Annotated in this window: 20 protein-coding genes; 11 read left to right on the top strand and 9 right to left on the bottom strand. The window is 56.4% G+C overall.

Annotated features, from left to right (window positions below; translation table 11 throughout):
• The first annotated feature begins 9 nt into the window (after nucleotides 1–9).
• The 3 genes from WM95_RS01875 to lpxO all read left to right on the top strand — a co-directional run bounded on the left by WM95_RS01875 (nucleotide 10) and on the right by lpxO (nucleotide 2,926).
• On the top strand, nucleotides 10–870 hold the full coding sequence (locus WM95_RS01875; RefSeq protein ID WP_063408989.1) for a ketose 1,6-bisphosphate aldolase: 861 nt from the start codon (nucleotides 10–12) through the stop codon (nucleotides 868–870).
• Nucleotides 870–1,874, top strand: coding sequence for a carbohydrate kinase family protein (locus tag WM95_RS01870; protein WP_023310074.1), 1,005 nt, complete (start codon nucleotides 870–872; stop codon nucleotides 1,872–1,874). The genes WM95_RS01875 and WM95_RS01870 overlap by 1 nt, the downstream gene beginning before the upstream one ends.
• Before the next feature lie 143 nt (nucleotides 1,875–2,017).
• On the top strand, nucleotides 2,018–2,926 hold the full coding sequence (lpxO, locus tag WM95_RS01865) for a lipid A hydroxylase LpxO (protein ID WP_063408990.1): 909 nt from the start codon (nucleotides 2,018–2,020) through the stop codon (nucleotides 2,924–2,926).
• A 3-nt stretch (nucleotides 2,927–2,929) separates the two neighbouring features.
• Here the strand turns inward: lpxO and WM95_RS01860 are convergent, their stop codons facing one another.
• Nucleotides 2,930–3,661, bottom strand: coding sequence for a response regulator (locus WM95_RS01860; RefSeq protein ID WP_023310072.1), 732 nt, complete (start codon nucleotides 3,659–3,661; stop codon nucleotides 2,930–2,932).
• A 256-nt stretch (nucleotides 3,662–3,917) separates the two neighbouring features.
• On the opposite strand from WM95_RS01860, the gene fdhF reads away from it, so the two are divergent.
• The 3 genes from fdhF (at nucleotide 3,918) to WM95_RS01845 (ending at nucleotide 7,336) form a co-directional block, all read left to right on the top strand.
• Entirely contained in the window at nucleotides 3,918–6,065 is a 2,148-nt protein-coding gene (gene fdhF, locus WM95_RS01855; protein ID WP_081247945.1) for a formate dehydrogenase subunit alpha, read from the top strand.
• Between the two features lie 322 nt (nucleotides 6,066–6,387).
• The gene (locus WM95_RS01850) at nucleotides 6,388–6,540 is read left to right on the top strand and encodes a Hok/Gef family protein (protein WP_032644722.1); all 153 of its coding nucleotides are present in this window, start codon (nucleotides 6,388–6,390) and stop codon (nucleotides 6,538–6,540) included.
• 121 nt (nucleotides 6,541–6,661) lie between these two features.
• The gene (locus tag WM95_RS01845) at nucleotides 6,662–7,336 is read left to right on the top strand and encodes a tetratricopeptide repeat protein (protein ID WP_063408992.1); all 675 of its coding nucleotides are present in this window, start codon (nucleotides 6,662–6,664) and stop codon (nucleotides 7,334–7,336) included.
• A gap of 53 nt (nucleotides 7,337–7,389) precedes the next feature.
• On the opposite strand, the gene gltP is transcribed toward WM95_RS01845, so the two are convergent.
• The gene (gltP, locus tag WM95_RS01840) at nucleotides 7,390–8,703 is read right to left on the bottom strand and encodes a glutamate/aspartate:proton symporter GltP (RefSeq protein WP_045355265.1); all 1,314 of its coding nucleotides are present in this window, start codon (nucleotides 8,701–8,703) and stop codon (nucleotides 7,390–7,392) included.
• A gap of 423 nt (nucleotides 8,704–9,126) precedes the next feature.
• Between gltP and acs the strand changes: the two genes are divergently transcribed.
• The 3 genes from acs (at nucleotide 9,127) to actP (ending at nucleotide 13,181) form a co-directional block, all read left to right on the top strand.
• On the top strand, nucleotides 9,127–11,085 hold the full coding sequence (acs, locus tag WM95_RS01835; protein ID WP_023310066.1) for an acetate--CoA ligase: 1,959 nt from the start codon (nucleotides 9,127–9,129) through the stop codon (nucleotides 11,083–11,085).
• A gap of 135 nt (nucleotides 11,086–11,220) precedes the next feature.
• On the top strand, nucleotides 11,221–11,535 hold the full coding sequence (locus WM95_RS01830; protein WP_023310065.1) for a DUF485 domain-containing protein: 315 nt from the start codon (nucleotides 11,221–11,223) through the stop codon (nucleotides 11,533–11,535).
• Nucleotides 11,532–13,181, top strand: a complete 1,650-nt coding sequence (actP, locus tag WM95_RS01825) for a cation/acetate symporter ActP (protein ID WP_063408993.1) — start codon at nucleotides 11,532–11,534, stop codon at nucleotides 13,179–13,181. Before WM95_RS01830 ends, actP begins: the two co-directional genes overlap by 4 nt.
• A gap of 32 nt (nucleotides 13,182–13,213) precedes the next feature.
• On the opposite strand, the gene WM95_RS01820 is transcribed toward actP, so the two are convergent.
• Nucleotides 13,214–13,903, bottom strand: a complete 690-nt coding sequence (locus WM95_RS01820) for an LrgB family protein (protein ID WP_023310063.1) — start codon at nucleotides 13,901–13,903, stop codon at nucleotides 13,214–13,216.
• Nucleotides 13,896–14,306 (bottom strand): CidA/LrgA family protein, encoded by a 411-nt coding sequence (locus tag WM95_RS01815; RefSeq protein WP_021242769.1) that lies wholly within the window; start codon nucleotides 14,304–14,306, stop codon nucleotides 13,896–13,898. Before WM95_RS01815 ends, WM95_RS01820 begins: the two co-directional genes overlap by 8 nt.
• Nucleotides 14,307–14,408: 102 nt before the next feature.
• On the opposite strand from WM95_RS01815, the gene WM95_RS01810 reads away from it, so the two are divergent.
• Nucleotides 14,409–15,296: a LysR family transcriptional regulator gene (locus tag WM95_RS01810; RefSeq protein ID WP_088544616.1), complete on the top strand. Its 888-nt coding sequence runs from the start codon at nucleotides 14,409–14,411 to the stop codon at nucleotides 15,294–15,296.
• Nucleotides 15,297–15,362: 66 nt separating this feature from the next.
• Here the strand turns inward: WM95_RS01810 and WM95_RS01805 are convergent, their stop codons facing one another.
• From WM95_RS01805 to soxR, 4 genes are all read right to left on the bottom strand, one after another.
• On the bottom strand, nucleotides 15,363–17,009 hold the full coding sequence (locus WM95_RS01805; RefSeq protein ID WP_063408995.1) for a Na+/H+ antiporter: 1,647 nt from the start codon (nucleotides 17,007–17,009) through the stop codon (nucleotides 15,363–15,365).
• Nucleotides 17,010–17,159: 150 nt separating this feature from the next.
• A complete protein-coding gene (gene ghxP, locus WM95_RS01795; RefSeq protein WP_023310059.1) occupies nucleotides 17,160–18,509 on the bottom strand; it encodes a guanine/hypoxanthine transporter GhxP in 1,350 nt (449 codons plus the stop codon).
• 294 nt (nucleotides 18,510–18,803) lie between these two features.
• A complete protein-coding gene (locus WM95_RS01790) occupies nucleotides 18,804–19,475 on the bottom strand; it encodes a glutathione S-transferase family protein (RefSeq protein WP_063408996.1) in 672 nt (223 codons plus the stop codon).
• Nucleotides 19,476–19,768: 293 nt separating this feature from the next.
• Nucleotides 19,769–20,227 (bottom strand): redox-sensitive transcriptional activator SoxR, encoded by a 459-nt coding sequence (soxR, locus tag WM95_RS01785; protein WP_023310057.1) that lies wholly within the window; start codon nucleotides 20,225–20,227, stop codon nucleotides 19,769–19,771.
• 98 nt (nucleotides 20,228–20,325) lie between these two features.
• Between soxR and soxS the strand changes: the two genes are divergently transcribed.
• Nucleotides 20,326–20,652 (top strand): superoxide response transcriptional regulator SoxS, encoded by a 327-nt coding sequence (soxS, locus tag WM95_RS01780; protein WP_013095071.1) that lies wholly within the window; start codon nucleotides 20,326–20,328, stop codon nucleotides 20,650–20,652.
• Nucleotides 20,653–20,658: 6 nt separating this feature from the next.
• On the opposite strand, the gene WM95_RS01775 is transcribed toward soxS, so the two are convergent.
• Nucleotides 20,659–22,224: an EAL domain-containing protein gene (locus WM95_RS01775; protein WP_032662576.1), complete on the bottom strand. Its 1,566-nt coding sequence runs from the start codon at nucleotides 22,222–22,224 to the stop codon at nucleotides 20,659–20,661.
• Nucleotides 22,225–22,551: the final 327 nt, after the last annotated feature.

Below are 22,551 nucleotides of genomic sequence, written 5' to 3'. Positions count from 1 at the left end.
GAGTAAATGATGCCATTGATCTCTCTTGCCGACGGTCTGGAGCACGCCAGGGCGCATCGCTACGCGCTGGGCGCGTTTAACGTGCTCGACTCCCACTTCCTGCGCGCGCTGTTCGCTGCCGCGAAGCAGGAACGCTCGCCGTTTATCATCAACATCGCCGAAGTGCATTTTAAGTACGTTTCTCTGGATTCGCTTGTCGAAGCGGTGAAGTTCGAGGCCGCCCGTCACGATATTCCCGTGGTGCTCAATCTCGACCACGGCCTGCATTTCGAGGCGGTGGTGCGCGCCCTGCGCTTAGGGTTCAGCTCGGTGATGTTTGACGGCTCTACGCTAAGCTATGAGGAGAACATTCGCCAGACGCGGGAGGTGGTGAAGATGTGCCACGCGGTCGGCGTGTCGGTGGAAGCGGAGCTGGGCGCGGTCGGTGGCGATGAAGGCGGCGCGCTGTACGGGCATGCGGATGAAGCGTTCTTTACCGACCCGCAGCTGACGCGCGAATTTGTCGATTCAACCGGCATTGACGCGCTGGCGGTTGCCATCGGCAACGCGCACGGCAAATACAAGGGCGAGCCGAAACTCGATTTCCCACGCCTGGACGCCATTCGCCAGCATACGGGGCTGCCGCTGGTTTTACACGGCGGCTCCGGGATTAGCGATGCCGACTTCCGCCGCGCCATCGAGCTGGGCATACATAAAATCAACTTCTACACCGGCATGTCGCAGGCCGCACTCGCCGCCGTTGAGCAGCGCATGGCGAACCGCCAGCCGCTGTACGATGAGTTTGCCGAGCTGCTGCTGGGGATAGAAGAGGCGATTACCGATACGGTCGCCGAACAGATGCGCATCTTCGGCAGCGCGGGGCAGGCATAATGGAACGCAAAGGCATCATCGCCGCAGGCAACATGCTGGTGGATCACGTGCATCAGATCGTGCAGTGGCCGGAGCGCGGCTGGCTGGCGGAAATCACCCACAGCGAACGCTCAACCGGCGGCGCGCCGCTCAACGTGCTGCTGACGCTGGCAAAAATGCACGTTGGCCTGCCGCTGCAGGCAGTGGGGCTGATTGGTGAAGATGCCGACGGGGACTACATTCTGGCGATGCTCGACCAGTACCACGTCAACCGCCAGCGCGTGCAGCGCACCACCTTTGCCCCGACCTCCATGTCGCAGGTCATGACAGATCCCAGCGGACAGCGCACCTTCTTCCACTCGCCGGGCGCCAACCGCCTGCTGGATCTTCCCGCCTTCGATCGCTTAGACGGATCGATGAAGATCTTCCATCTCGGCTACCTGCTGCTGCTCGACAGCCTGGATATGCCCGATGACGAGTTCGGCACCCGCAGCGCGCGCCTGCTGGCGCAGATGCGCGACCAGGGTTATGAAACGTCGCTCGATCTGGTGTCCCGCAAGGGCGACCCGCGCTATCAGCCGCTGGTGCTCCCTGCCCTGCGCCATCTGGATTATCTGGTGATTAACGAGCTGGAAGCCGGGGAGTTTAGCGGGCTTGAGATGCGCGACGGCGACGATGCGCTGAATATCGCCCATATCGCCGATGCCGCGACGCAGCTGCTGGCGGCAGGCGTGCGTCAGCGGGTGGTGATCCACTGTCCGGAAGGCGCATGGGGTGAAGCGCCGGGTGAGCAAGGCCGCTGGATCCCATCATGGCTACTGGAGCAGAAAGACATTGTCGGCAGCGTCGGCGCGGGCGATGCGTTTTGCGCGGGGTTTTTATACGGCTGCCACGAATCGCTCCCGCTCACGGAGAGCATTTATCTGGCGCACGCCTGCGCGCGCGCAAGCCTGCTGGCCGCCAACGCAATTGACGGCGCGAAAACGCTGGCCGAGCTGCAGGCGTTTATTCGCGAGAGCACTTAATTTAACAAAAATTGCGATTTTTCATTACAGTTCTATGAATTTTATATCCCCGAACTACACTCTCTCCATCTGGCATATTCGGCGTGGGCAGCACTCTGCCCGCACGCTTTTCCGAAATGAGATAGAAAGAGGACAAGGGAAAAATGTTCGCAGCCATCATCATCGGTATTTTCATTATCAGCGTTATTTATGCGCATTCACGCGGCAAAGAAAAACAGACGCTTTCTCGTCAGCTCTTTGACCATTCGACGTTCATGGCGCCCATCAATATGTTTATGACGGCGTTTTCTTCCCTGCCCGCCAGGCAGCCATTCTTTGAAACAGAACGCTTCCCGGAATTAAATAAGCTGACGGAAAACTGGCTGGTTATTCGCGAAGAGGCCGTGCGTTTGCAGCATCATATTAAGGCAGCGCAAAATAATAACGATGCTGGCTTTAACACTTTTTTTAAACGCGGCTGGAAACGTTTTTATCTGAAATGGTATGCCGATGCCCACCCCTCTGCGCAGTCTTTATGCCCGGTGACGACCCGGCTGGTGAGTGAAATCCCCTCGGTGAAGGCGGCCATGTTTGCCGAGCTGCCGGCGGGTGCAAAGCTTGGCAAGCACCGGGATCCGTATGCGGGCTCGGTTCGTTACCATCTGGGCTTATTCACACCGAATGACGACCGCTGCTTTATTGAAGTCGACGGGCAGCGCCACAGCTGGCGGGATGGTGAAGCCGTTATTTTTGATGAGACCTACGTCCACTGGGCAGAGAATAAATCGGATCAAACGCGCATTATTCTTTTCTGTGATATTGAACGTCCGATGAAATGGCGCTGGGCGCAGGCGGTTAACCATTGGGTGGGAACCACACTGATGTCCGCAGCCAGCTCACCGAATGACGAGAATGACAGCACCGGCGGCATTAACCGCATTTTTAAATACGTTCATGCGGCCCGCGAACGAGGACAGCGTCTGAAAAAAAGGAACCGTAAAGCCTATTACGCCCTCAAGTATCTGTGCATCGTCGCAATTTTTGCCGCCATCATTGTTCCGGCGATAACGTAAGCCTTATGCCGCCTGCTCGGGCCGGCTCACATCGGTAGCAAACACGTAACCCAGCCCGCGGATCGTTTTGATGAGCGCAGGCTGATGCGGGTTAGCCTCTATTTTCCGGCGCAGGCGCATGATCAGCACGTCAATCGTGCGATCGAACACGTCGGCGCTTTCGCTGTGGGTCAGCTCAAGCAGCCGGTCACGGCTCAGCACCCGACGGGCATTTTGCGTGAGCGCCAGCAGCAGGCCGTACTCGCCCTGGGTTAAGGGAACAGGGTTACGCTGCGGATCGCTCAGCTCACAGCGGGTGGTATCCAGCGTCCAGCCGTTAAAAGCAATGCCCGCGACCGGCGCTGCGGGGGCTTCTGCCGCCAGCACGCCCGTACGGCGCAGCACCGCTTTCACGCGGGCGACCACCACGCGCGGATTGAACGGTTTGCCAATATAATCATCGGCCCCCATCTCCAGCCCCACCACCACGTCTGACTCACTGCCCAGCCCGGTTAACATGATCACCGGTAGCGCCGGGCGCTGCTTTTGCAACTGCAGCAAAACCTGTAAGCCGTTGATATCCGGCAGCATCATATCCAGCAGCACCAGCGCAATATTCGGATCCTGTTGTACCTGCCGCAGTGCATCCTGGCCGTTATGGCAGGCAAGCACGCTAAAGACGTGCTCGCTCAGCACGTCCTGAAGCAGTTCGCAGACTGCCGTATCGTCATCAACCACCAGGATCGCCGGTTTCATCGTATGCTTCCGTCAGGGGATTATGTTAAGTCTGAACCATTCTGCCGTCGGCTCCAGTCAAATGGTTTTTTCAGTGACGGAAATTCAACCCATGTCACATCCGCTGCCCTGTCGACACGTCAATTTTGACGATTGGCTGCTTTTTGTCAGGGTTTTCACCGCGAAGGGACCGTAAAGTCAGGGTATACCCATAAAAAAAACATGGCATAGAAGCTGCATAGTGGGTGCGAATGATTCGATTAACTGGAGCAGACTGATGAAAAAAGTCGTCACGGTTTGCCCTTATTGTGCCTCAGGTTGCAAGATCCACCTGGTGGTCGATAACGGCAAAATCGTCCGGGCGGAGGCCGCACAGGGGAAAACCAACCAGGGCACGCTATGCCTGAAAGGTTACTACGGCTGGGATTTTATTAACGATACCCAAATCCTCACCCCGCGCCTGAAAACCCCTATGATCCGCCGCGAGCGCGGCGGCAAGCTGGAAGCCGTCTCCTGGAGCGAGGCGCTGGATTACGTCGCCACGCGTCTGAGCGCCATCAAGGCAAAGTATGGCCCGGATGCGATTCAGACCACCGGCTCTTCACGCGGGACGGGGAATGAAACCAACTATGTGATGCAAAAATTCGCGCGCGCCGTTATTGGAACCAATAACGTCGACTGCTGCGCTCGCGTCTGACACGGCCCATCGGTTGCAGGTCTGCACCAGTCGGTCGGTAACGGCGCAATGAGTAATGCCATCAACGAGATAGATAACACCGATCTCGTCTTCATCTTTGGTTATAACCCGGCGGATTCTCATCCTATCGTCGCGAACCACGTTATTCGCGCTAAGCAGAACGGGGCGAAAATCATCGTCTGCGATCCGCGCAAAATTGAAACCGCGCGCATTGCGGATATGCATATCGCGTTGAAAAACGGCTCGAACATCGCGCTGTTGAACGCAATGGGGCACGTCATTATTGAGGAGAACCTGTACGACCAGGCGTTTGTCGCCGCCCGTACGGAAGGCTTTGAAGAGTATAAGAAAATAGTCGAAGGCTATACGCCTGAATCCGTCGAAGCGATCACCGGCGTCAGCGCGCAGGAGATCCGCCAGGCGGCACGGATGTATGCCGGGGCGAAAACCGCCGCCATTCTGTGGGGAATGGGCGTGACCCAGTTCTATCAGGGCGTGGAAACCGTGCGTTCTCTGACGAGTCTCGCGATGCTGACCGGCAATCTGGGTAAAGCGCACGTCGGCGTTAACCCGGTGCGTGGTCAGAATAACGTTCAGGGTGCCTGCGATATGGGCGCGCTGCCGGATACCTATCCGGGCTACCAGTACGTGAAGTTCCCGAAAAACCGCGAGAAATTCGCGAAGGCCTGGGGCGTGGAAAGCCTGCCGGAACACACCGGATATCGCATCAGCGAGCTGCCGCACCGCGCGGCGCACGGCGAGGTGCGAGCGGCCTACATCATGGGTGAAGATCCGCTCCAGACCGACGCCGAGCTGTCTGCGGTGCGCAAAGGGTTTGAGGATCTGGAGCTGGTGATTGTCCAGGATATCTTCATGACCAAAACCGCGGCGGCGGCGGATGTGATTTTACCGTCGACCTCCTGGGGCGAGCATGAAGGCGTCTACACGGCGGCGGACCGCGGCTTCCAGCGCTTCTTTAAGGCGGTCGAGCCGAAGTGGGATCTGAAAACGGACTGGCAGATCATCAGCGAAATCGCCACCCGCATGGGCTACCCGATGCACTACAACAACACTCAGGAGATCTGGGACGAGCTGCGCAATCTGTGTCCGGACTTCTACGGTGCAACCTATGAAAAAATGGGTGAGCTGGGATACATCCAGTGGCCGTGCCGGGATGAGTCCGAAGCCGACCAGGGAACGTCATACCTCTTTAAAGAGAAGTTCGACACCCCGAACGGGCTGGCGCAGTTCTTCACCTGCGACTGGGTCGCGCCGATCGATAAACTCACTGACGAGTATCCGATGGTGCTCTCCACCGTGCGTGAAGTGGGCCACTACTCCTGTCGTTCGATGACGGGTAACTGCGCCGCGCTGGCGGCGCTGGCGGACGAACCGGGCTACGCGCAAATCAACACCGCCGACGCAGCGCGCCTCGGCATTGAGGACGAAGCGCTGGTGTGGGTGAATTCGCGCAAAGGCCGGATCATTACCCGTGCGCAGGTCAGCGATCGTCCGAACAAAGGGGCGGTCTATATGACCTACCAGTGGTGGATTGGCGCCTGTAACGAACTGGTCACGGAGAACTTAAGCCCGATAACCAAAACGCCGGAGTATAAATACTGCGCCGTACGCGTGGAGCCGATTGTGGATCAGCACGCAGCGGAACAGTACGTCATCGACGAATATAACAAGCTGAAAGCCCGACTGCGCGAAAGCGCAATGGGTTGAAGCCGTTAATTCATCAGTGAATAAAGGGGGTGAGATATTCACTCCCTTTTTATTTCCGATTAACTCATCAAATATATCAATTATTAGTCTGGAAAGCGGCTCGCAGAAATAATGTAATTTTCGCGAAAAAGAATTACATCTTTTCATTTTAATTCAGAGAGATAAGATGTGCGGCGGGTGCTTAAGACTTTCTGTCTTGAGCATTGTTGAGGGACAGAAAGTAGAAAGCCCCGGGAAATTTTCATTTACCCGAGGCTACTCCCTCAACTCCGAACAAGTTGAGAGTAGCCTCTTATTCTTTTTTTGACAAGGAGTAAAAGGCATGACGCCATTAAAAACTGCGTTAGGCATCGTCTTTATTATTTGCCTGACGATAGTGATCTTTACCTTTATTACTCGAGGTAAGTTATGCGAGTTTTCAATAAAGGGTGAACATCAGGAGGTGGCGGCTAAATTAGCCTGTAACGCAGGCTAACCTCTACGGGCGGAACCACTGTTCCGCCCGGCTTGCAGGATGCTGAGGTCTTAATGCACCCATTTTTTTCTTCTGTCGCCGCGATTATACTGCGCGGCGTGTACCCCGATGATAAGAACCCATGAAACATATTTTTCTGTTGTTGTTACTTTTTACATCGCTTGTCCGTGCCGACGAGATTGGCAGCCAGTACAAAGAACAGGCTGAAGCGGGTGACGCCCGTGCCCAGTATTATTTGGCCGATACATACTTTAGCTCCGGTGACAGCAAGCAGGCCGCGCTGTGGGCCGAGAAAGCCGCTAAAGGTGGCGACGTCGACGCCATGGGGCTGCTCTCGCAAATCCTCTTTACCCAGGGAAATTATGCGCAAGCTAAGGCACTGGCGCAGCAGGCAACCATCGCAGGCAGCAAACGCGGCGCGATCATGCTGGCGCGCGTGCTGGTCAACACTCAGGCAGGTAAAACTGACTATCCTCAGGCCATCAAACTGCTGCAAACGGCGGCCGAAGATATCGACAACGACTCTGCGGTAGATGCGCAAATGCTGCTGGGGCTGATTTATGCCAACGGCGTTGAAGTGGCTAAGGACGACGTGCAGGCCGCCTCGTGGTTCAAGCGGAGCTCGGCACTTTCACGCACGGGCTACTCCGAGTACTGGGCAGGGATGTTGTTCAGGCAGGGTGAGAAAGGCTTTATCACGCCCAATAAACAGAAAGCGCTGTACTGGTTGAACCTGAGCTGCACTGAAGGATTTGATACCGGATGCGAAGAGTTTGATGCGCTGAGCGGGGAATAAAATCCCCTCATCCTAACCCTCTCCCCAAAGGGGAGAGGGAAGAAAACGTTACATTACTGGTCAGCCGTCTTATCAAAACGACCCAGCACCTCGCGTTCATACGCCAGCGCTTTTTTACGATCGAATTTGTGTTCCCACTTGGCGATAACCAGCACCGCCAGGGCATTCCCCACCACGTTCAGCGCGGTACGCGCCATGTCGAGGATACGGTCGACACCGGCGATAAACGCCAGACCTTCCAGCGGAATACCGACGCTGCCAAGCGTTGCAAGCAGCACCACGAAGGAGACGCCCGGAACGCCTGCAATACCTTTGGACGTCACCATCAGCGTCAGCACCAGTACGATCTCCTGCCACAGCGACAGGTCAATGCCGTACAGCTGCGCAATAAAGATAGCGGCGATGCTCTGGTACAGCGTCGAACCGTCCAGGTTAAAGGAGTAGCCGGTCGGTACCACGAAGCTGGTAATAGAGGCAGGCGCGCCGTAGGCTTCCATCTTCTCAATGATGCGCGGCAGCACGCTCTCAGAACTTGCCGTGGAGTACGCCAGAATCAGCTCATCTTTCAGGATGCGAATCAGGATCCAGATGCTCAGCCCGCACAGACGCGCCACGACCCCCAGCACCACCAGCGCGAAGAACAGAATGGCGAAGTGCACCAGGAGCACCAGCTTCGCCAGCGGCCACAGGGAGGCAAAACCGAAGTTCGCCACGGTGACCGCGATAAGCGCAAACACCCCTACCGGCGCGTAACGCATCACCATGTGGGTCACTTTAAACATGGTTTCGGAGATAGAGCGGAACACGGTCACCAGCGGCTCACGGTGCGTCGCCGGCAGGGAAGAGAGCCCCAGACCGAACAGCACCGAGAAGAAGATGATAGGCAACATCTCGCCCTTCGCCATCGACGCCACGATGTTGGTCGGCACCAGCGACAGGATAGTGCCCATCAGGCCGTGCGCATGGCTCTGCACGTCAGCGGTCGTGCTTTGGTATTTCGAAATATCCACCGTCGCCAGCTGCGACATATCAATCCCGGAACCCGGCTGGAACACGTTCGCCAGCGTGATACCGAGGATAATCGCAACCGTAGTGATCACTTCGAAATAGATAATGGTTTTCGCACCAATACGGCCTAACTGCTTCGCATCGCCGACGCCCGCAATACCGACCACCAGCGTCGAGATCACAATCGGTACCACAATCATCTTGATCAGATGAATAAAGATATCCCCTGCCGGAGAGAGCAGGTTCGCAATCAGCCATTCGCGGCTGTCGCTATGATAGTGGAGGTAACTGCCCAGCAAGATGCCCAGCACAAGGGCGATTAAGATCTGCCAGGCAAGGCTGACTTTAACGTTTTTCATAGAAACTGACTTCCTCAATGAAGCGCCTTATTCATTCAAACTGCATGAACAGGGAGACATACTGAAAGGGTATGAATTGTGTTGCGTTGGTTTATGGGATTTTTTAACGCGGCGTATGAGTATCATTTGCGCGACCTGTTGCGCAAGCCTTAAAGAACGACGCGTTTCACTCACAAAAGCGACGATGACGGGAGTTTGTTCTAATTCTGATAAATAACCTTTTGTTATAAAAACGCTTTTTTAAACATAAATGTGAATAATCGTCAGCATCAATTATTTTCCTTCAAAGTTTCATTCGCTCATTTTTCATACTCTTCAAACAATGCGTGATCTGTAGCCCAAATAATAAACAAAGCTTGTAAAGCCCCTACAATTAACGTTTTTGCGACATATTATTAACATCTTACAAGGAGAAAAAAAGCCATGAGCCAAATACATAAACACGACATTCCCGCAAATATTGCGGACCGTTGCCTGATCACCCCGGAGCAGTACCACGAGAAATATCAGCAGTCTATCACCGCCCCGGACACCTTCTGGGGTGAGCAGGGCCATATCCTGGACTGGATCAAACCTTATCAGAAGGTGAAGAACACCTCCTTTGCGCCCGGCAATGTCTCCATTAAATGGTATGAAGATGGCACCCTGAACCTGGCGGCGAACTGCCTCGATCGTCACCTCGCCGAGCGCGGGAATGAGACGGCCATCATCTGGGAAGGCGATGACGCCTCGCAAAGCAAACATATTACGTACAAAGAGCTGCACCGCGACGTGTGCCGCTTCGCCAACGTCCTGCTGGAAAAGGGCATTAAAAAAGGCGATGTGGTCGCTATCTATATGCCGATGGTGCCGGAAGCGGCGGTGGCCATGCTGGCCTGCGCGCGTATCGGCGCGATCCACTCGGTGATTTTCGGCGGGTTCTCGCCAGAGGCGGTTGCGGGCCGTATTGTCGATTCCAGTTCAAAACTGGTGATCACCGCCGATGAAGGCGTGCGCGCCGGGCGCGGTATCCCACTGAAGAAAAACGTCGACGAAGCGCTGAAAAACCCGAACGTCAAAACGGTCAGTAACGTCATCGTCCTTAAGCGTACCGGCGGCAAAATCGACTGGAACGAGGGGCGCGACCTGTGGTGGAGCGACCTGATCGAGAACGCGAGCGACCAGCATCAACCGGAAGAGATGAACGCAGAAGATCCGCTGTTCATTCTTTATACCTCCGGCTCCACCGGTAAGCCGAAAGGTGTGCTGCACACCACCGGCGGCTATCTGGTCTATGCGGCCACCACCTTCAAATACGTCTTCGACTACCATCCGGGCGACATCTACTGGTGTACCGCCGACGTGGGCTGGGTTACCGGACACAGCTACCTGCTGTACGGCCCGCTGGCCTGTGGCGCAACAACGCTGATGTTTGAGGGCGTACCAAACTGGCCGACCCCGGCGCGTATGTGTCAGGTGGTCGACAAACACCAGGTCAACATTCTCTACACTGCGCCAACGGCGATCCGCGCATTAATGGCTGAAGGAGATAAAGCCATCGAAGGCACTGACCGCTCTTCATTGCGCATCCTCGGTTCCGTGGGTGAGCCAATCAACCCGGAAGCCTGGGAGTGGTACTGGAAGAAAATCGGCAACGAGAAATGCCCGGTGATGGACACCTGGTGGCAGACCGAAACCGGCGGCTTCATGATCACCCCGATGCCGGGCGCCACGCAGCTGAAGGCCGGTTCCGCAACCCGTCCGTTCTTCGGCGTGCAGCCTGCGCTGGTGGATAACGAAGGCAACCCGCTGGAAGGCGCCACCGAAGGCAACCTGGTGATCACTGACTCCTGGCCTGGTCAGGCGCGTACCCTGTTCGGCGATCACGATCGCTTCGAGCAGACCTACTTCTCGACCTTTAAAAACATGTACTTCAGCGGCGACGGCGCGCGTCGTGACGAAGATGGCTATTACTGGATAACCGGGCGCGTGGACGACGTGCTGAACGTCTCCGGCCACCGTCTGGGCACCGCTGAGATTGAATCGGCGCTGGTGTCGCATCCGAAGATTGCCGAAGCGGCGGTTGTGGGCATTCCACACAACATCAAAGGCCAGGCGATTTACGCCTATGTCACCCTGAACCACGGTGAAGAACCGTCGCCTGAGCTCTACGCTGAGGTGCGCAACTGGGTGCGTAAAGAGATTGGCCCGCTGGCGACGCCGGACGTGTTGCACTGGACCGACTCGCTGCCGAAAACCCGTTCCGGCAAAATTATGCGTCGTATCTTGCGCAAAATCGCGGCTGGAGACACCAGCAACCTCGGCGATACCTCAACGCTCGCGGATCCTGGCGTGGTGGAAAAACTGCTCGAAGAGAAGCAGGCCATCGCGATGCCTTCCTAGTGTTTTCTCCCTCTCCCTGTGGGAGAGGGCTGGGGTGAGGGCATCAGACCGCACCTTCCTCCCCTCACCCTAACCCTCTCCCCAAAGGGGAGAGGGGACTAAAAACAAACCTACCTTACCTTTGGAGACTCTGTGATGAATAACGATATTTGTCAGCAGATAGAGAATAGTGCGCACTACAGGGAGCTCGTCGATAAGCGGCAACGGTTTGCCTTCATCCTTTCCATCATCATGCTGGTTATCTACGTCGGCTTTATTCTGCTGATCGCCTTTGCCCCGCACTGGCTGGGCACCCCGCTGCACGAAGGGACCAGCGTGACGCGCGGTATTCCGATTGGCATTGGCGTGATTGTGATTTCATTCTTGCTGACAGGCGTCTACGTCTGGCGCGCGAACGGTGAATTCGATCGACTTAATAAAGCGGTACTGCAAGAGGTAAAAGCATCATGAAGAGAGTTCTGACGGCGCTCGCCGCCACGCTTCCCTTTGCCGCCCACGCGGCGGATGCCTTTACCGGCGAGGTCCAGCGCCAGCCAACCAACTGGCAGGCCATTGTGATGTTCCTGATTTTCGTCCTGCTGACGCTGTACATCACCTACTGGGCGTCGAAACGCGTGCGCTCCCGTAACGATTACTACACCGCTGGCGGCAACATTACCGGCTTCCAGAACGGGCTGGCAATCGCGGGTGACTTTATGTCCGCCGCCTCGTTCCTCGGGATCTCCGCGCTGGTGTACACCTCCGGCTATGACGGCCTGATCTACTCTCTCGGCTTCCTCGTCGGCTGGCCGATCATCCTGTTCCTGATTGCCGAACGCTTGCGCAACCTGGGACGCTACACCTTCGCTGACGTGGCATCCTATCGCCTGAAGCAGGGGCCGATTCGCACCCTCTCCGCCTGCGGTTCGCTGGTGGTGGTGGCGCTGTACCTGATTGCGCAGATGGTGGGCGCGGGTAAATTGATCGAACTGCTGTTCGGCCTGAACTACCACGTCGCGGTGGTGCTGGTTGGCGTGCTGATGGTGATGTACGTCCTGTTCGGCGGCATGCTGGCAACCACCTGGGTGCAGATCATCAAAGCGGTATTGCTGCTGTTCGGCGCCAGCTTTATGGCCTTTATGGTGATGAAGCACGTCGGGTTCAGCTTCAATAACCTGTTCACCGAAGCGATGGCGGTCCACCCGAAAGGGGAAGCGATCATGAGCCCGGGCGGGCTGGTGAAAGACCCGATATCCGCGCTCTCGCTCGGTCTCGGCCTGATGTTCGGTACTGCGGGCCTGCCGCATATCCTGATGCGTTTCTTCACCGTGAGCGATGCGCGTGAAGCGCGTAAGAGCGTCTTTTACGCCACCGGTTTCATGGGTTACTTCTATATCCTCACCTTTATCATCGGCTTTGGCGCGATCATGCTGGTGGGGGCGAACCCGGCGTTTAAAGACGCGGCGGGCGCGCTGATTGGCGGTAACAACATGGCGGCGGTGCACCTGGCGGACGCGGTGGGCGGTAACCTGTTCCTCGGCTTTATCTCCGCCGTGGCCTTCGCCACCATTCTTGCGGTGGTTGCAGGGCTGACGCTGGCAGGCGCGTCTGCGGTATCGCATGACCTCTACGCCAACGTCTTCCGCAAAGGCGCGAGCGAGCGCGACGAGCTGAAGGTCTCGAAAATCACCGTGCTGGTGCTGGGCGTCGTGGCGATTCTGTTAGGCATTCTGTTTGAGAAGCAGAACATCGCCTTTATGGTGGGGCTGGCCTTCTCGATTGCGGCAAGCTGCAACTTCCCGATCATCCTGCTCTCCATGTACTGGTCGAAGCTGACCACGCGCGGCGCGATGATTGGCGGCTGGCTGGGGCTGCTGACGGCGGTGATCCTGATGATTCTGGGCCCGACCATCTGGGTGCAGATCCTCGGTCACGCAAGCGCTATCTTCCCGTATGAATACCCGGCGCTGTTCTCGATCGCCGTGGCGTTTATCGGCATCTGGTTCTTCTCGGCCACCGACAATTCGCCGGAGGGTAACCTGGAGCGTGAGAAATTCCGCGCCCAGTTTATCCGCTCGCAAACCGGCCTGGGCGTCGAGCAGGGCCGCGCGCATTAAGCCTTTCTCCCCGGTCATTCTGGCCGGGGAGCTTAGAACATCACCCACGCCACCAGCGGCGCAATCAGCACCATCACTACGCCTGAGAGCATCATCACCAGGCTTGCGACAACGCCCTCCTGCTGCCCCAGCTCATACGAACGTGCCGTGCCCGCCCCGTGCGACGCCGCGCCAAACCCCGCGCCTTTCGCCATCCCTTCACGGATCGACAAGCGCAGGAACAACATATCGCCGACCGCCATACCGAACACACCCGTCACGACAACAAACAGCGCCACCAAATCCGGCTGCCCGCCGAGCGGTTTAGCGGCCGCCAGCGCAAACGGCGTGGTTACCGAACGCACCGCCAGGCTGCGCTGAATTTCATCGGGCAGCGTAAACAGCCGCGCCAGCCAGACGGAGCTACACACCGCCACCACCGTGGCGGTGATTACACCCGCGCTGAGCGACATCCAGTGGCGTTTGATAATGGCGAGGTTGTCGTAAACGGGCACGGCAAAAGCGATGGTCGCCGGGCCGAGCAGCCACAGCAGCCAGTGGGATTCGCCAATGTAGTTCTGCCAGGAGATGTGGCCGAAGACCAGCATCAGCACCAGCAGGATCGGCGTGAAGACCAGCGGCATCAGCGGCAGGGCATGAAAGCGGCGATAGAGCCGCTTGTTAGCGAAGTAGATCGCCAGCGTCGCAATCAGGCACAAGACGCTGATCTGAAAGTTAGTCATGTTTATGCCTGCTGATTTCAAAGCGATACACTTTATCCACCACCCAGGCGGTCGCCCCCAGCACCATCAGCGTACTCAGCGCGATAACCGCAAAGATTCGCCAGCCGTCCACCATCAGCAGCTGCGCATAGTTCACCACCGCCACCACCGCCGGAACAAAGAACAGCAGCATCTCCGCCAGCAGCCAGCGCGCCCCGGCGCGCACCCAGTTAAGGGGGATCACGCGGCACAGAATAAGCGTCAGCATCAGCAGCATCCCGACAAGATTGGCGGGCAGCGGCAGATGCAGCCAGCCGACAAGATATTCCGCGAAAACAAACAGTCCCGCGTAGAGCAGTACCTGCACCGGGACCTGGAGTCGTTGCACAACGGCAGGCGTAACACGGCTTAACGCCACGGCCATGGGGGTTTTCCTCAAAAATGAGACGAGGCGCCAGTATAGAGAGCGCACGGTATGGACTGAAATGAATTAAAATCATCAAAGGTATAGTTTCGAGGAATAATCATGGACATAAGAACGCTGCGCTATTTTGTCGAAGTGGTTCGTCAGCAAAGTTTTACCCGCGCAGCGGAGAAGTTGTTTGTTACCCAGCCCACCATCAGCAAGATGCTGAAAAACCTCGAAGATGAACTGAACTGTACCCTGCTGATCCGCGACGGGCGCAAGCTGCTGCTGACCGACACCGGACGCGTGGTGTTCGAACGCGGGCTGGCGATTCTGGCGGAGTTTCGCCAGCTGGAAGCAGAGCTGGGCGATATCAATCATCTGAAGAAAGGTGTCCTTCGCCTCGGCATTCCGCCAATGGTGGGGATGATGATGGCCGGGCCGATCAGCCTGTTTCGCCAGCGTTATCCCGGCGTTGAGCTGAAGATTTCGGAGTTTGGTGGGTTAACCGTCCAGCAGGCCGTCACCAACGGCGAGCTCGACGTGGCAATGACCGCCCTTCCCGTTGAGGAAGAGAGCGGTCTGGCGACGCTTCCGCTCTTTAGCCACCCGCTGTGCGTGCTGGTTCCCCGCTCCGGCGACTGGCTGAAGTTAGACTCGGTGAAACCTGAACTGCTCGGCGAGCACCCTCTGCTGATCTACAACGAAGACTTCGCTCTCAGCCGCCAGCTGATGACGCTGTTTAACCAGCATAACGTCAAGCCGCGCATAGCGGTGCGCAGCGGACAGTGGGATTTCCTGGCGGCGATGGTGCAGGCCGGCGTGGGGATTGCCATTCTGCCGCAGCCGATTTGCGAGCGTCTGGATAAAAACACGCTGCGCTGGATCCCGCTGGAGAGCGATCTGCACTGGCAGCTGGGGATGATCTGGCGTGAAGGGGTGTATTTATCGCAGAGCGCGCAGGCGTGGCTGCAGTGTTGTGAGGGGTTTTGGGTGCGGTCACCCTAACCCCTGGGCTCGATCGGTTCCCTCTCCCCTGTGGGGAGAGGGCTAGGGTGAGGGGCAAAAACAGCGCTACTGATTCTCTATCAGCAGCGCTTCCAGCAGGTCCAGATCGTGCAGCAGCTTTTGCAGCGTTTCGTTGCTGATCTGCCGCGTGGCGCGTAGATGGTACAGCTCGGCGCGCTCTGAGCGCAGCGCCGCCAGGCGGAACCGGCGCTCCAGGTTTTCCTCCTGCAGCGAGCTTTCCACATCGTTACGCCCGTCCGCGCGGCGGCGCAGGTTACCAATCACGCGGGAACTGACCTCCGTCAGCAGCTGATTGTCGATGTTCTCTTCCGCATCCGCGGCCAGACGCTCTTCCATCTTCTGAATCGCGACAATTGCCACTTCGGCGGTGGCTGCCCGGGCAATACGCTCCTCTTTATGCTGCTGGGTCGAATCACCAGCATCAATATGCTGGAGTAAAATCGGCAGCATAATCACGCCGACAAACAGGGAGAACAGAATCACGCCCGCCGCCAGGAAGACCAGCTCGTAGCGCGCCGGGAAGACGTCGCCCGTAGGCAGCAGCAGCGGAATGGAGAGCACACCGGCCAGGGTGATCGCCCCGCGTACGCCCGCAAAAGAGGCGATCAGCAGCTCACGCGTTGTCCACGAGCCGAACTCCATCGGCTTTTTCTTCAGGAAGCGCACGCTGAATCTCTTCATCGTCCACAGCCAGCCGAAACGCACCAGCATCAGCGCCATGTAGATCAGCACGATGTCGGTAAACAGCATCCAGACCTCAACGTTCGGATCGGCTTCGGCCGCCACCAGCGAGGATTCCATAATGCCCGGCAGCTGCAGGCCCAACAGCAGGAACACCATGCCGTTAAAGACAAATTCCAGCATGGCCCAGGTGCTGTTGGCACGCAGACGCATGGCCAGCGGCGCGCGGCGCATTACGCCGGAACGGGTAATGGTCATCCCCGCCGCAACCGCTGCCAGAATGCCCGACACGCCGATATGTTCGGCAATCAGATAAGAGGCAAACGGCAGCAGGAACAGCAGTACGATCTGCGTTGCGGGCTCATCGCCGCCCCAGCGGCTGAGGAAGCGCAATGAGCGGCCGTACAGCCAGCTCACCACGAAGCCTGCGAGAATACCGCCAATCGCCACCTTGAAGAATTCCAGCGTCGCGCCGCCGACGGTAAAGACCATCGTGCCCATCGCAACGGCCACGGCAAACTTCAGGGCAACCAGGCCGGAGGCGTCGTTCATCAGCGCCTCACCCTGTAAAATCCCCATGATTTTCTTCGGAATACGGCCTTCACCCACAATGCCGGACAGCGCCACGGCATCGGTTGGCGACAGCACGGCGGCCAGCGCAAAAGCCGGTATTAATGGAATACCCGGTACCGCCCAGTAGATCAGAAAACCAATCCCGACGACGGTGACCACCACCAGCGCCAGCGCCAGGCCGAAGATCTCTCGCCCGTGCTCAAGGAATTCGCGCGTGGGCGTTTTCCAGCCATCGGCAAACAGCAGTGGCGGGATAAACAGCACGAGGAACAGTTCGGGGTCAAATTCCACGTGAAGGCCAAACGTCGGCCACGCCAGCAGCGCGCCGATGGCAATTTGCATTAATGGCAGGGGGACCTGAAAGGGCAGTACGCGTGTAACCACCCCGGATAGCGAGACCACAAGGGTCATGATGAGTATTGTGAAGAAGATTTCCATGCGTTCCCTGTTTGCTGTGTTGCTTATTTACTCCGGAAGGCGTCGTGCCTTTTATTCTATCTTCCCCAGAGTAACGCAAAAGGCAACAGGATGAGTCCTGAAAATAAAAACGGGCGGCCTGAGCCACCCGTTTTCGCATCAATGGACAACTTAGATTGCCCAGCCGCCCGCGTAGAACGCCACCAGCGCAACGGCGATAATCACGGTGCCAACGTTCAGCTTGCGCCATTCACCGGAAACCAGACGACCAATCACCAGCGACGCGAAGCCAATCATAATGCCGGTCACGATGTTACAGGTCAGGACGATGAAGACCGCGGTGATCAGGCCAGACATGGCGTCCACGAAATCCGCAAAGTCGATTTTCGCCACGTTGCTCAGCATCAGCAGGCCAACGTACATCAGCGCTGGCGCGGTCGCATACGCCGGAACCAGATAGGAGAGCGGAGAGAGGAACAGGATCAGCATGAACAGCACGCCGACGGTGATCGCCGTCAGGCCGGTTTTACCGCCTGCCGCCGTACCCGCTGCGGACTCGATGTACACCGCCGCAGGCGCCGCGCCCACCAGGCCGGAGAAGACGCTGCTCAGGGAGTCAGTGGTCAGCGCTTTGCCGCCGTCAATAATCTGACCGTCTTTATCCAGCAGGTTCGCCTGACCGGCCACCGCACGAATGGTACCGGTCGCGTCAAACACGGCGGTCATGACCAGCGCCAGCACGCTTGGCAGGATCACCGGGTTCAGCGCGCCAACGATATCCAGGCTGCCAATCAGGGAGTTGCCTTTGTCATCGCTTAGCGACGGCATGGCGAAGATACCGGAGAAGTGTACGGTTGGATCGAAAATCAGGCCGACGATGGATACACCGATAATGGTCAGCAGAATGCCGCCCGGGACTTTCAGTTTTTCCAGACCGATAATCACCGCCAGGCCGATCAGCGACATAATCACCGGGAAGCTGGCGAAGTGGCCCAGCGCCACCGGCAGACCGTCCAGCGGGTTCTTGATGACCAGACCGACGCCGTTGGCGGCGATCAGCAACAGGAACAGGCCGATACCGATGCCGGTACCGTGCGCCACGCCCTGCGGCAGGTTGCGCAAAATCCAGCTACGGATGCCGGTCGCCGAAATCACGGTAAACAGCACACCCATCAGGAACACGGCACCCAGCGCAACCGGTACGCTGATGTGCTGACCCAGCACCAGGCTGAACGCGGTAAACGCGGTCAGAGAGATGGCGCAACCAATCGCCAACGGCAGGTTCGCCCACAGGCCCATCACGATGGAGCCCACGCCGGCCACGAGGCAGGTCGCCACAAAGACGGCCGCTGGCGGGAAGCCTGCTTTGCCCAGCATGCCCGGCACAACGATGACGGAATAAACCATCGCCAGAAACGTTGTCAAACCGGCAACAATTTCCTGGCGCACGGTGCTGCCGCGGGCCGAAATTTTAAACATGGCGTCAAGTGAACCGCCAGTACGCGCAGATGGCGTAGACATAGAAAACATCCCCTGAGAGTTTTTTAGGAAGTCCGTAAGCGAGGTGGAGACGCCACTGCCAGCTGAACGTCAAATCCTTGTGTTGCGTTTGTGACGAAAGGGCGTCACAAAAAAAGCAAACGTTTAGCTCCGCGCTTACAAACGGGTGGTCAAATTAAGGCAAACGATTATCTAGCGTAATCCCCGCCCTTTTCAACTGAACTTTCTCGTTTTTCGCTAAAATTCACTTATGACGCTGAAGAAATAAACAGAGGATGCGCAAACGTTATCGTCTATGCGCAATTTGTTTACATTTCAGTCCTCACCGGGAATAGATAACGGTCCACCCTGTTCCAGGGTTCTTTGCCAGCCTGGGGTGTTCTCAACTTTTGCCTTCCATGCCTGAATATGCGGCAGATTAGCGATACCGCCGCGCGCCAGCAGCGCAAAGATCGGAAAGCTCATCTGGATATCGGCCATGCTGAGCGAATCCCCGGCAAACCAGCTGTTTTCGGCAAGATGTGACTCAATAAAGCGCGCATGGGTCTCCAGCTGACGGTTGAGATACGCTTTCTGCACCCCTTGCCCCAGCGCTTTGCCCAGGGTTCTGATACCAAACGGCACCGGCGGCTTGCCGAGGCTGTTGAAGACCAGCTTCATTAACAGCAGCGGCATCAGCGATCCTTCGGCGTAATGCAGCCAGAAGCGGTATTGCACCTTATGCGCGGGATCCAAAGGCTTAAGCCGAGACTCGGGATCGTACGTTTCCTGCAGATATTCCAGAATGGCGCCAGACTCCGCAAGAATCAGTCCGTTATCTTCGATGACCGGCGATTTGCCCAACGGATGCACCTTTTTAAGAGCCTCCGGCGCCAGCATGTTCTTTTCGCGCTGGTAGTGGACAATCTCATAAGGCAGGCCGAGTTCTTCCAGCGCCCAGATCGCGCGGTGCGAGCGCGACTGGTTAAGGTGGTGTACCGTGAGCATGGCTTTCTCCTGTTATTCATACTTTTTAACTATAGAAAATTGAACAACACCGCGAAAAAAATTCGTCTAAAAAACGGTCGGTGAGGCTGGCGAAAAAACGGGTCTTGCATAGAATTAAAGTGTCAGCACAATCCGGAACCTCCCCAACCAGCTCGACACTGAGGGGTGCTGATGTCGGGGGAAACCCTCCCGTGAACCAGCGGGATAGAGTGAAAGACAAAGACCGGGAAAAACTAAAGCGCCCTTATGTGGCGCTTTAGTTCTTTATTATGCTTTTTGCCGGCCGCACAAACTCAATCCTCTTCCAGCAGCCGCGCCCCCGTCCCCTGCTCGCCCAGCCTGTCGCCAGGGTTACGCAACGGACAATCGCTACGCGACAGGCAGCCGCAGCCGATACAACCGTCCAGCTCATCACGCAGGACGACCAGCGTATGAATACGCCGGTCCAGCTCTTCACGCCACTGGGACGACAGCTCTTTCCACTCTTTCGGGCTCAGCGTATGCCCTTCAGGCAGCACGCCAAACGCCTCGCCGATGGTGGCCAGGGGGATTCCGATTCGTTGCGCAATTTTGATAATCGCCACGTAGCGGAGCACGTCTCGGGTATAGCGGCGCTGGTTGCCGCCGTTGCGGATGCTTTTAATTAACCCTTTGCTTTCATAGAAGTGGAGCGCCGATACCGCAACGCCGCTTCGCTTCGCCACTTCGCCGGGGGTTAAAAGCGCTTTAATTCGCGGCAATCTCTTTTCCATAAAACCTCTTTACCTCAAGTTAACTTGAGGAATTATACTCGCCCGCAGAGAAAACGACGAATTAACCGAGATAGTTGTATCTACAGAGGGGCAACCTTATGTCGCATCAGCAGATTATTCAGACGCTTATTGAATGGATTGATGAACATATCGACCAACCGTTGAACATTGATGTGGTCGCTAAAAAGTCGGGCTATTCGAAATGGTATTTACAGAGAATGTTCCGCACGGTCATGCATCAGACGCTGGGCGAGTACATTCGCCAGCGCAGACTGCTGCTGGCGGCGCAGGCGCTACGCTCCACGCAGCGGCCCATTTTTGATATCGCGATGGACCTTGGCTATGTGTCGCAACAAACCTTTTCCCGCGTGTTTCGCCGCGAGTTTGACCGCACGCCGAGCGACTATCGCCACCAGTTGAATTAATCACCCTCAGTGCAAAGGCTGCTGCTGCCAGGTCATAAATTCCTGGGGCGGCATCGCTTTCGCGAAGTGCCATCCCTGACAAAACTGGACGCCGCGCTTCAACAGCCAGCTCACCTGCTCTGCCGTTTCTACCCCTTCCGCAATGGTTTTCAGCCGCAGGCTTTGCGCCATCTCGATAATATGCTCGGCGATCAGGTGGCTGGTACTGTTGGTCGTTAAGGTATCGATAAACGATTTATCGATTTTCAGAATATCCACGTTCAGCGAGTAGAGGTTGTGCAGGTTCGAGTAGCCGGTACCGAAATCATCGATCGCGACTTCGTAACCCGCCTGACGGAAAGCCTGAATCACCGGCGTGGTTTTTGGCACATCGATAAAACCGCGCTCCGTCACTTCTATTTTGATTTGCTGCGCACGGACGGCGTAGTGGCGGGCCTTGTCGGAAATCATGGCGATCAGCCGCGAGGAGTGGAAGTCCGTGGCCGACAGGTTAATCGAAATATAGAGATGCGGATGCTCGGCCAGGAAATGGCCCAGATCGTTGAACACCTCCTCAACGACATAGTCCGTAATCCGCTCGCTCATTCCCTCACTTTCCGCCAGCGGGATAAACTCAGCCGGGCTCATCACCTGCCCGTTAAAGCCAGGCCAGCGTAACAGCGCCTCCGCGCCCACACACTGGTTATTCTTAATATCAATAATCGGCTGATAGTGGACGCAAAGCTGTCGTTTGTTCAGCGCGCGGTGCAGTAAGCGCCCCGGCGAATTAAGCTCACGATGGGTACGGGACCATACCAGCAAAATAATAATGCTGCAGATCATGCCCAGCGGCAGCGTCAACGTCGCCTGGTGATAAAGCGTTTCATAAAAGCGTTTATTCGATGTCGACACAATGGCCGCAATCGGTCTTTTGGGAGATGTTACGATCGTATAAAAGCGGTTATCTTTTTGAAATACCGATTCCTTATCCCGAATCATCGAATTTAATAAAGAAACATTGGCTTTCTGGCTGACGGAAAAGAAAGCATTGGTTACCGTGTCGTACACACCCCAGGAGAGAGAATGATCCGCGGACATGACTTCGCTGTATGAAAGCGGATTGACGACAACCACATAATTTCCGCGCTGCATATATGTCATTTTATAGCCAGTATAAAATGGGGTGTCGCGATAATAATAGATAGCGACGTCAGGTTTACGCGTGTAATTAGCGACAGGAATGGCGTAGGGGTGATCCGGTGTAAAAACGGTCGAACAAAGAAAATTCTGACCTTCAGCGTAAATTAAATCGGCGACAAACAGGCGGCCACGAACAACGTTCAGCATATATTGACGGTGTCCCGGCGTGCAAAGCTCGCCCTGATATTTTACCGCCTCGTCCCTGGCCAGCTCAACCTGTTGAATAACCAGCTCTGTTTTGTCTAAAGCCAGTTCAGCAAATGTGCGTAGCTGGGCGCTTGTTTCAGAAACGGCTCGTAGCTGGGCAAACCATAGCGCAAGCATCACCGGCAGCATAACTACCATGATGATCCCTACCACCCTGAGCATTTTGCGCCGCGCGCTACGATTCATTTCCCGCCCTATATCCCTGCATGTTGTACGCCTGTAGTAATGAAGGCCGGATGCTTTGTTAAACAGGTGATTACGTTGCATGAATCATGCGAAGTTAGCAACTGACTTTTAGTATTAAAAATCTTAAATTTCGTTATGCCGATAATATTTTCCCGTAAGTTAAACTGTAAGTATTCGTTCCGTTTCAATTAAGGAAAATAATTATCCAGCCCGTTAGGGCTGACGGGAAGATAACACAACAGACGATCGTTGATTAAGCCAAACGTCTGACAGCATGAAAAAAGCACAACTTCATCGGGACGTTTTATGCTATTTGCTCGGAGGCAT

This window comes from Enterobacter cloacae complex sp. ECNIH7 (genome assembly GCF_002208095.1).
Classification (GTDB): Bacteria; Pseudomonadota; Gammaproteobacteria; order Enterobacterales; family Enterobacteriaceae; genus Enterobacter; species Enterobacter cloacae_M.
The sequence above is the reverse complement of the archived record's forward strand: the minus strand, read 5'-3'. Positions and strand labels throughout refer to the sequence as shown.

Bases quoted from the DNA above. Each gene is read 5' to 3' on its own strand.
- WM95_RS01875 (WP_063408989.1), top strand. From the start codon at position 10: ATGCCATTGATCTCTCTTGCCGACGGTCTGGAGCACGCCAGGGCGCAT.
- WM95_RS01870 (WP_023310074.1), top strand. From the start codon at position 870: ATGGAACGCAAAGGCATCATCGCCGCAGGCAACATGCTGGTGGATCAC.
- lpxO (WP_063408990.1), top strand. From the start codon at position 2,018: ATGTTCGCAGCCATCATCATCGGTATTTTCATTATCAGCGTTATTTAT.
- WM95_RS01860 (WP_023310072.1), bottom strand. From the start codon at position 3,661: ATGAAACCGGCGATCCTGGTGGTTGATGACGATACGGCAGTCTGCGAA.
- WM95_RS01850 (WP_032644722.1), top strand. From the start codon at position 6,388: ATGACGCCATTAAAAACTGCGTTAGGCATCGTCTTTATTATTTGCCTG.
- WM95_RS01845 (WP_063408992.1), top strand. From the start codon at position 6,662: ATGAAACATATTTTTCTGTTGTTGTTACTTTTTACATCGCTTGTCCGT.
- gltP (WP_045355265.1), bottom strand. From the start codon at position 8,703: ATGAAAAACGTTAAAGTCAGCCTTGCCTGGCAGATCTTAATCGCCCTT.
- acs (WP_023310066.1), top strand. From the start codon at position 9,127: ATGAGCCAAATACATAAACACGACATTCCCGCAAATATTGCGGACCGT.
- WM95_RS01830 (WP_023310065.1), top strand. From the start codon at position 11,221: ATGAATAACGATATTTGTCAGCAGATAGAGAATAGTGCGCACTACAGG.
- actP (WP_063408993.1), top strand. From the start codon at position 11,532: ATGAAGAGAGTTCTGACGGCGCTCGCCGCCACGCTTCCCTTTGCCGCC.
- WM95_RS01820 (WP_023310063.1), bottom strand. From the start codon at position 13,903: ATGACTAACTTTCAGATCAGCGTCTTGTGCCTGATTGCGACGCTGGCG.
- WM95_RS01815 (WP_021242769.1), bottom strand. From the start codon at position 14,306: ATGGCCGTGGCGTTAAGCCGTGTTACGCCTGCCGTTGTGCAACGACTC.
- WM95_RS01810 (WP_088544616.1), top strand. From the start codon at position 14,409: ATGGACATAAGAACGCTGCGCTATTTTGTCGAAGTGGTTCGTCAGCAA.
- WM95_RS01805 (WP_063408995.1), bottom strand. From the start codon at position 17,009: ATGGAAATCTTCTTCACAATACTCATCATGACCCTTGTGGTCTCGCTA.
- ghxP (WP_023310059.1), bottom strand. From the start codon at position 18,509: ATGTCTACGCCATCTGCGCGTACTGGCGGTTCACTTGACGCCATGTTT.
- WM95_RS01790 (WP_063408996.1), bottom strand. From the start codon at position 19,475: ATGCTCACGGTACACCACCTTAACCAGTCGCGCTCGCACCGCGCGATC.
- soxR (WP_023310057.1), bottom strand. From the start codon at position 20,227: ATGGAAAAGAGATTGCCGCGAATTAAAGCGCTTTTAACCCCCGGCGAA.
- soxS (WP_013095071.1), top strand. From the start codon at position 20,326: ATGTCGCATCAGCAGATTATTCAGACGCTTATTGAATGGATTGATGAA.
- WM95_RS01775 (WP_032662576.1), bottom strand. From the start codon at position 22,224: ATGAATCGTAGCGCGCGGCGCAAAATGCTCAGGGTGGTAGGGATCATC.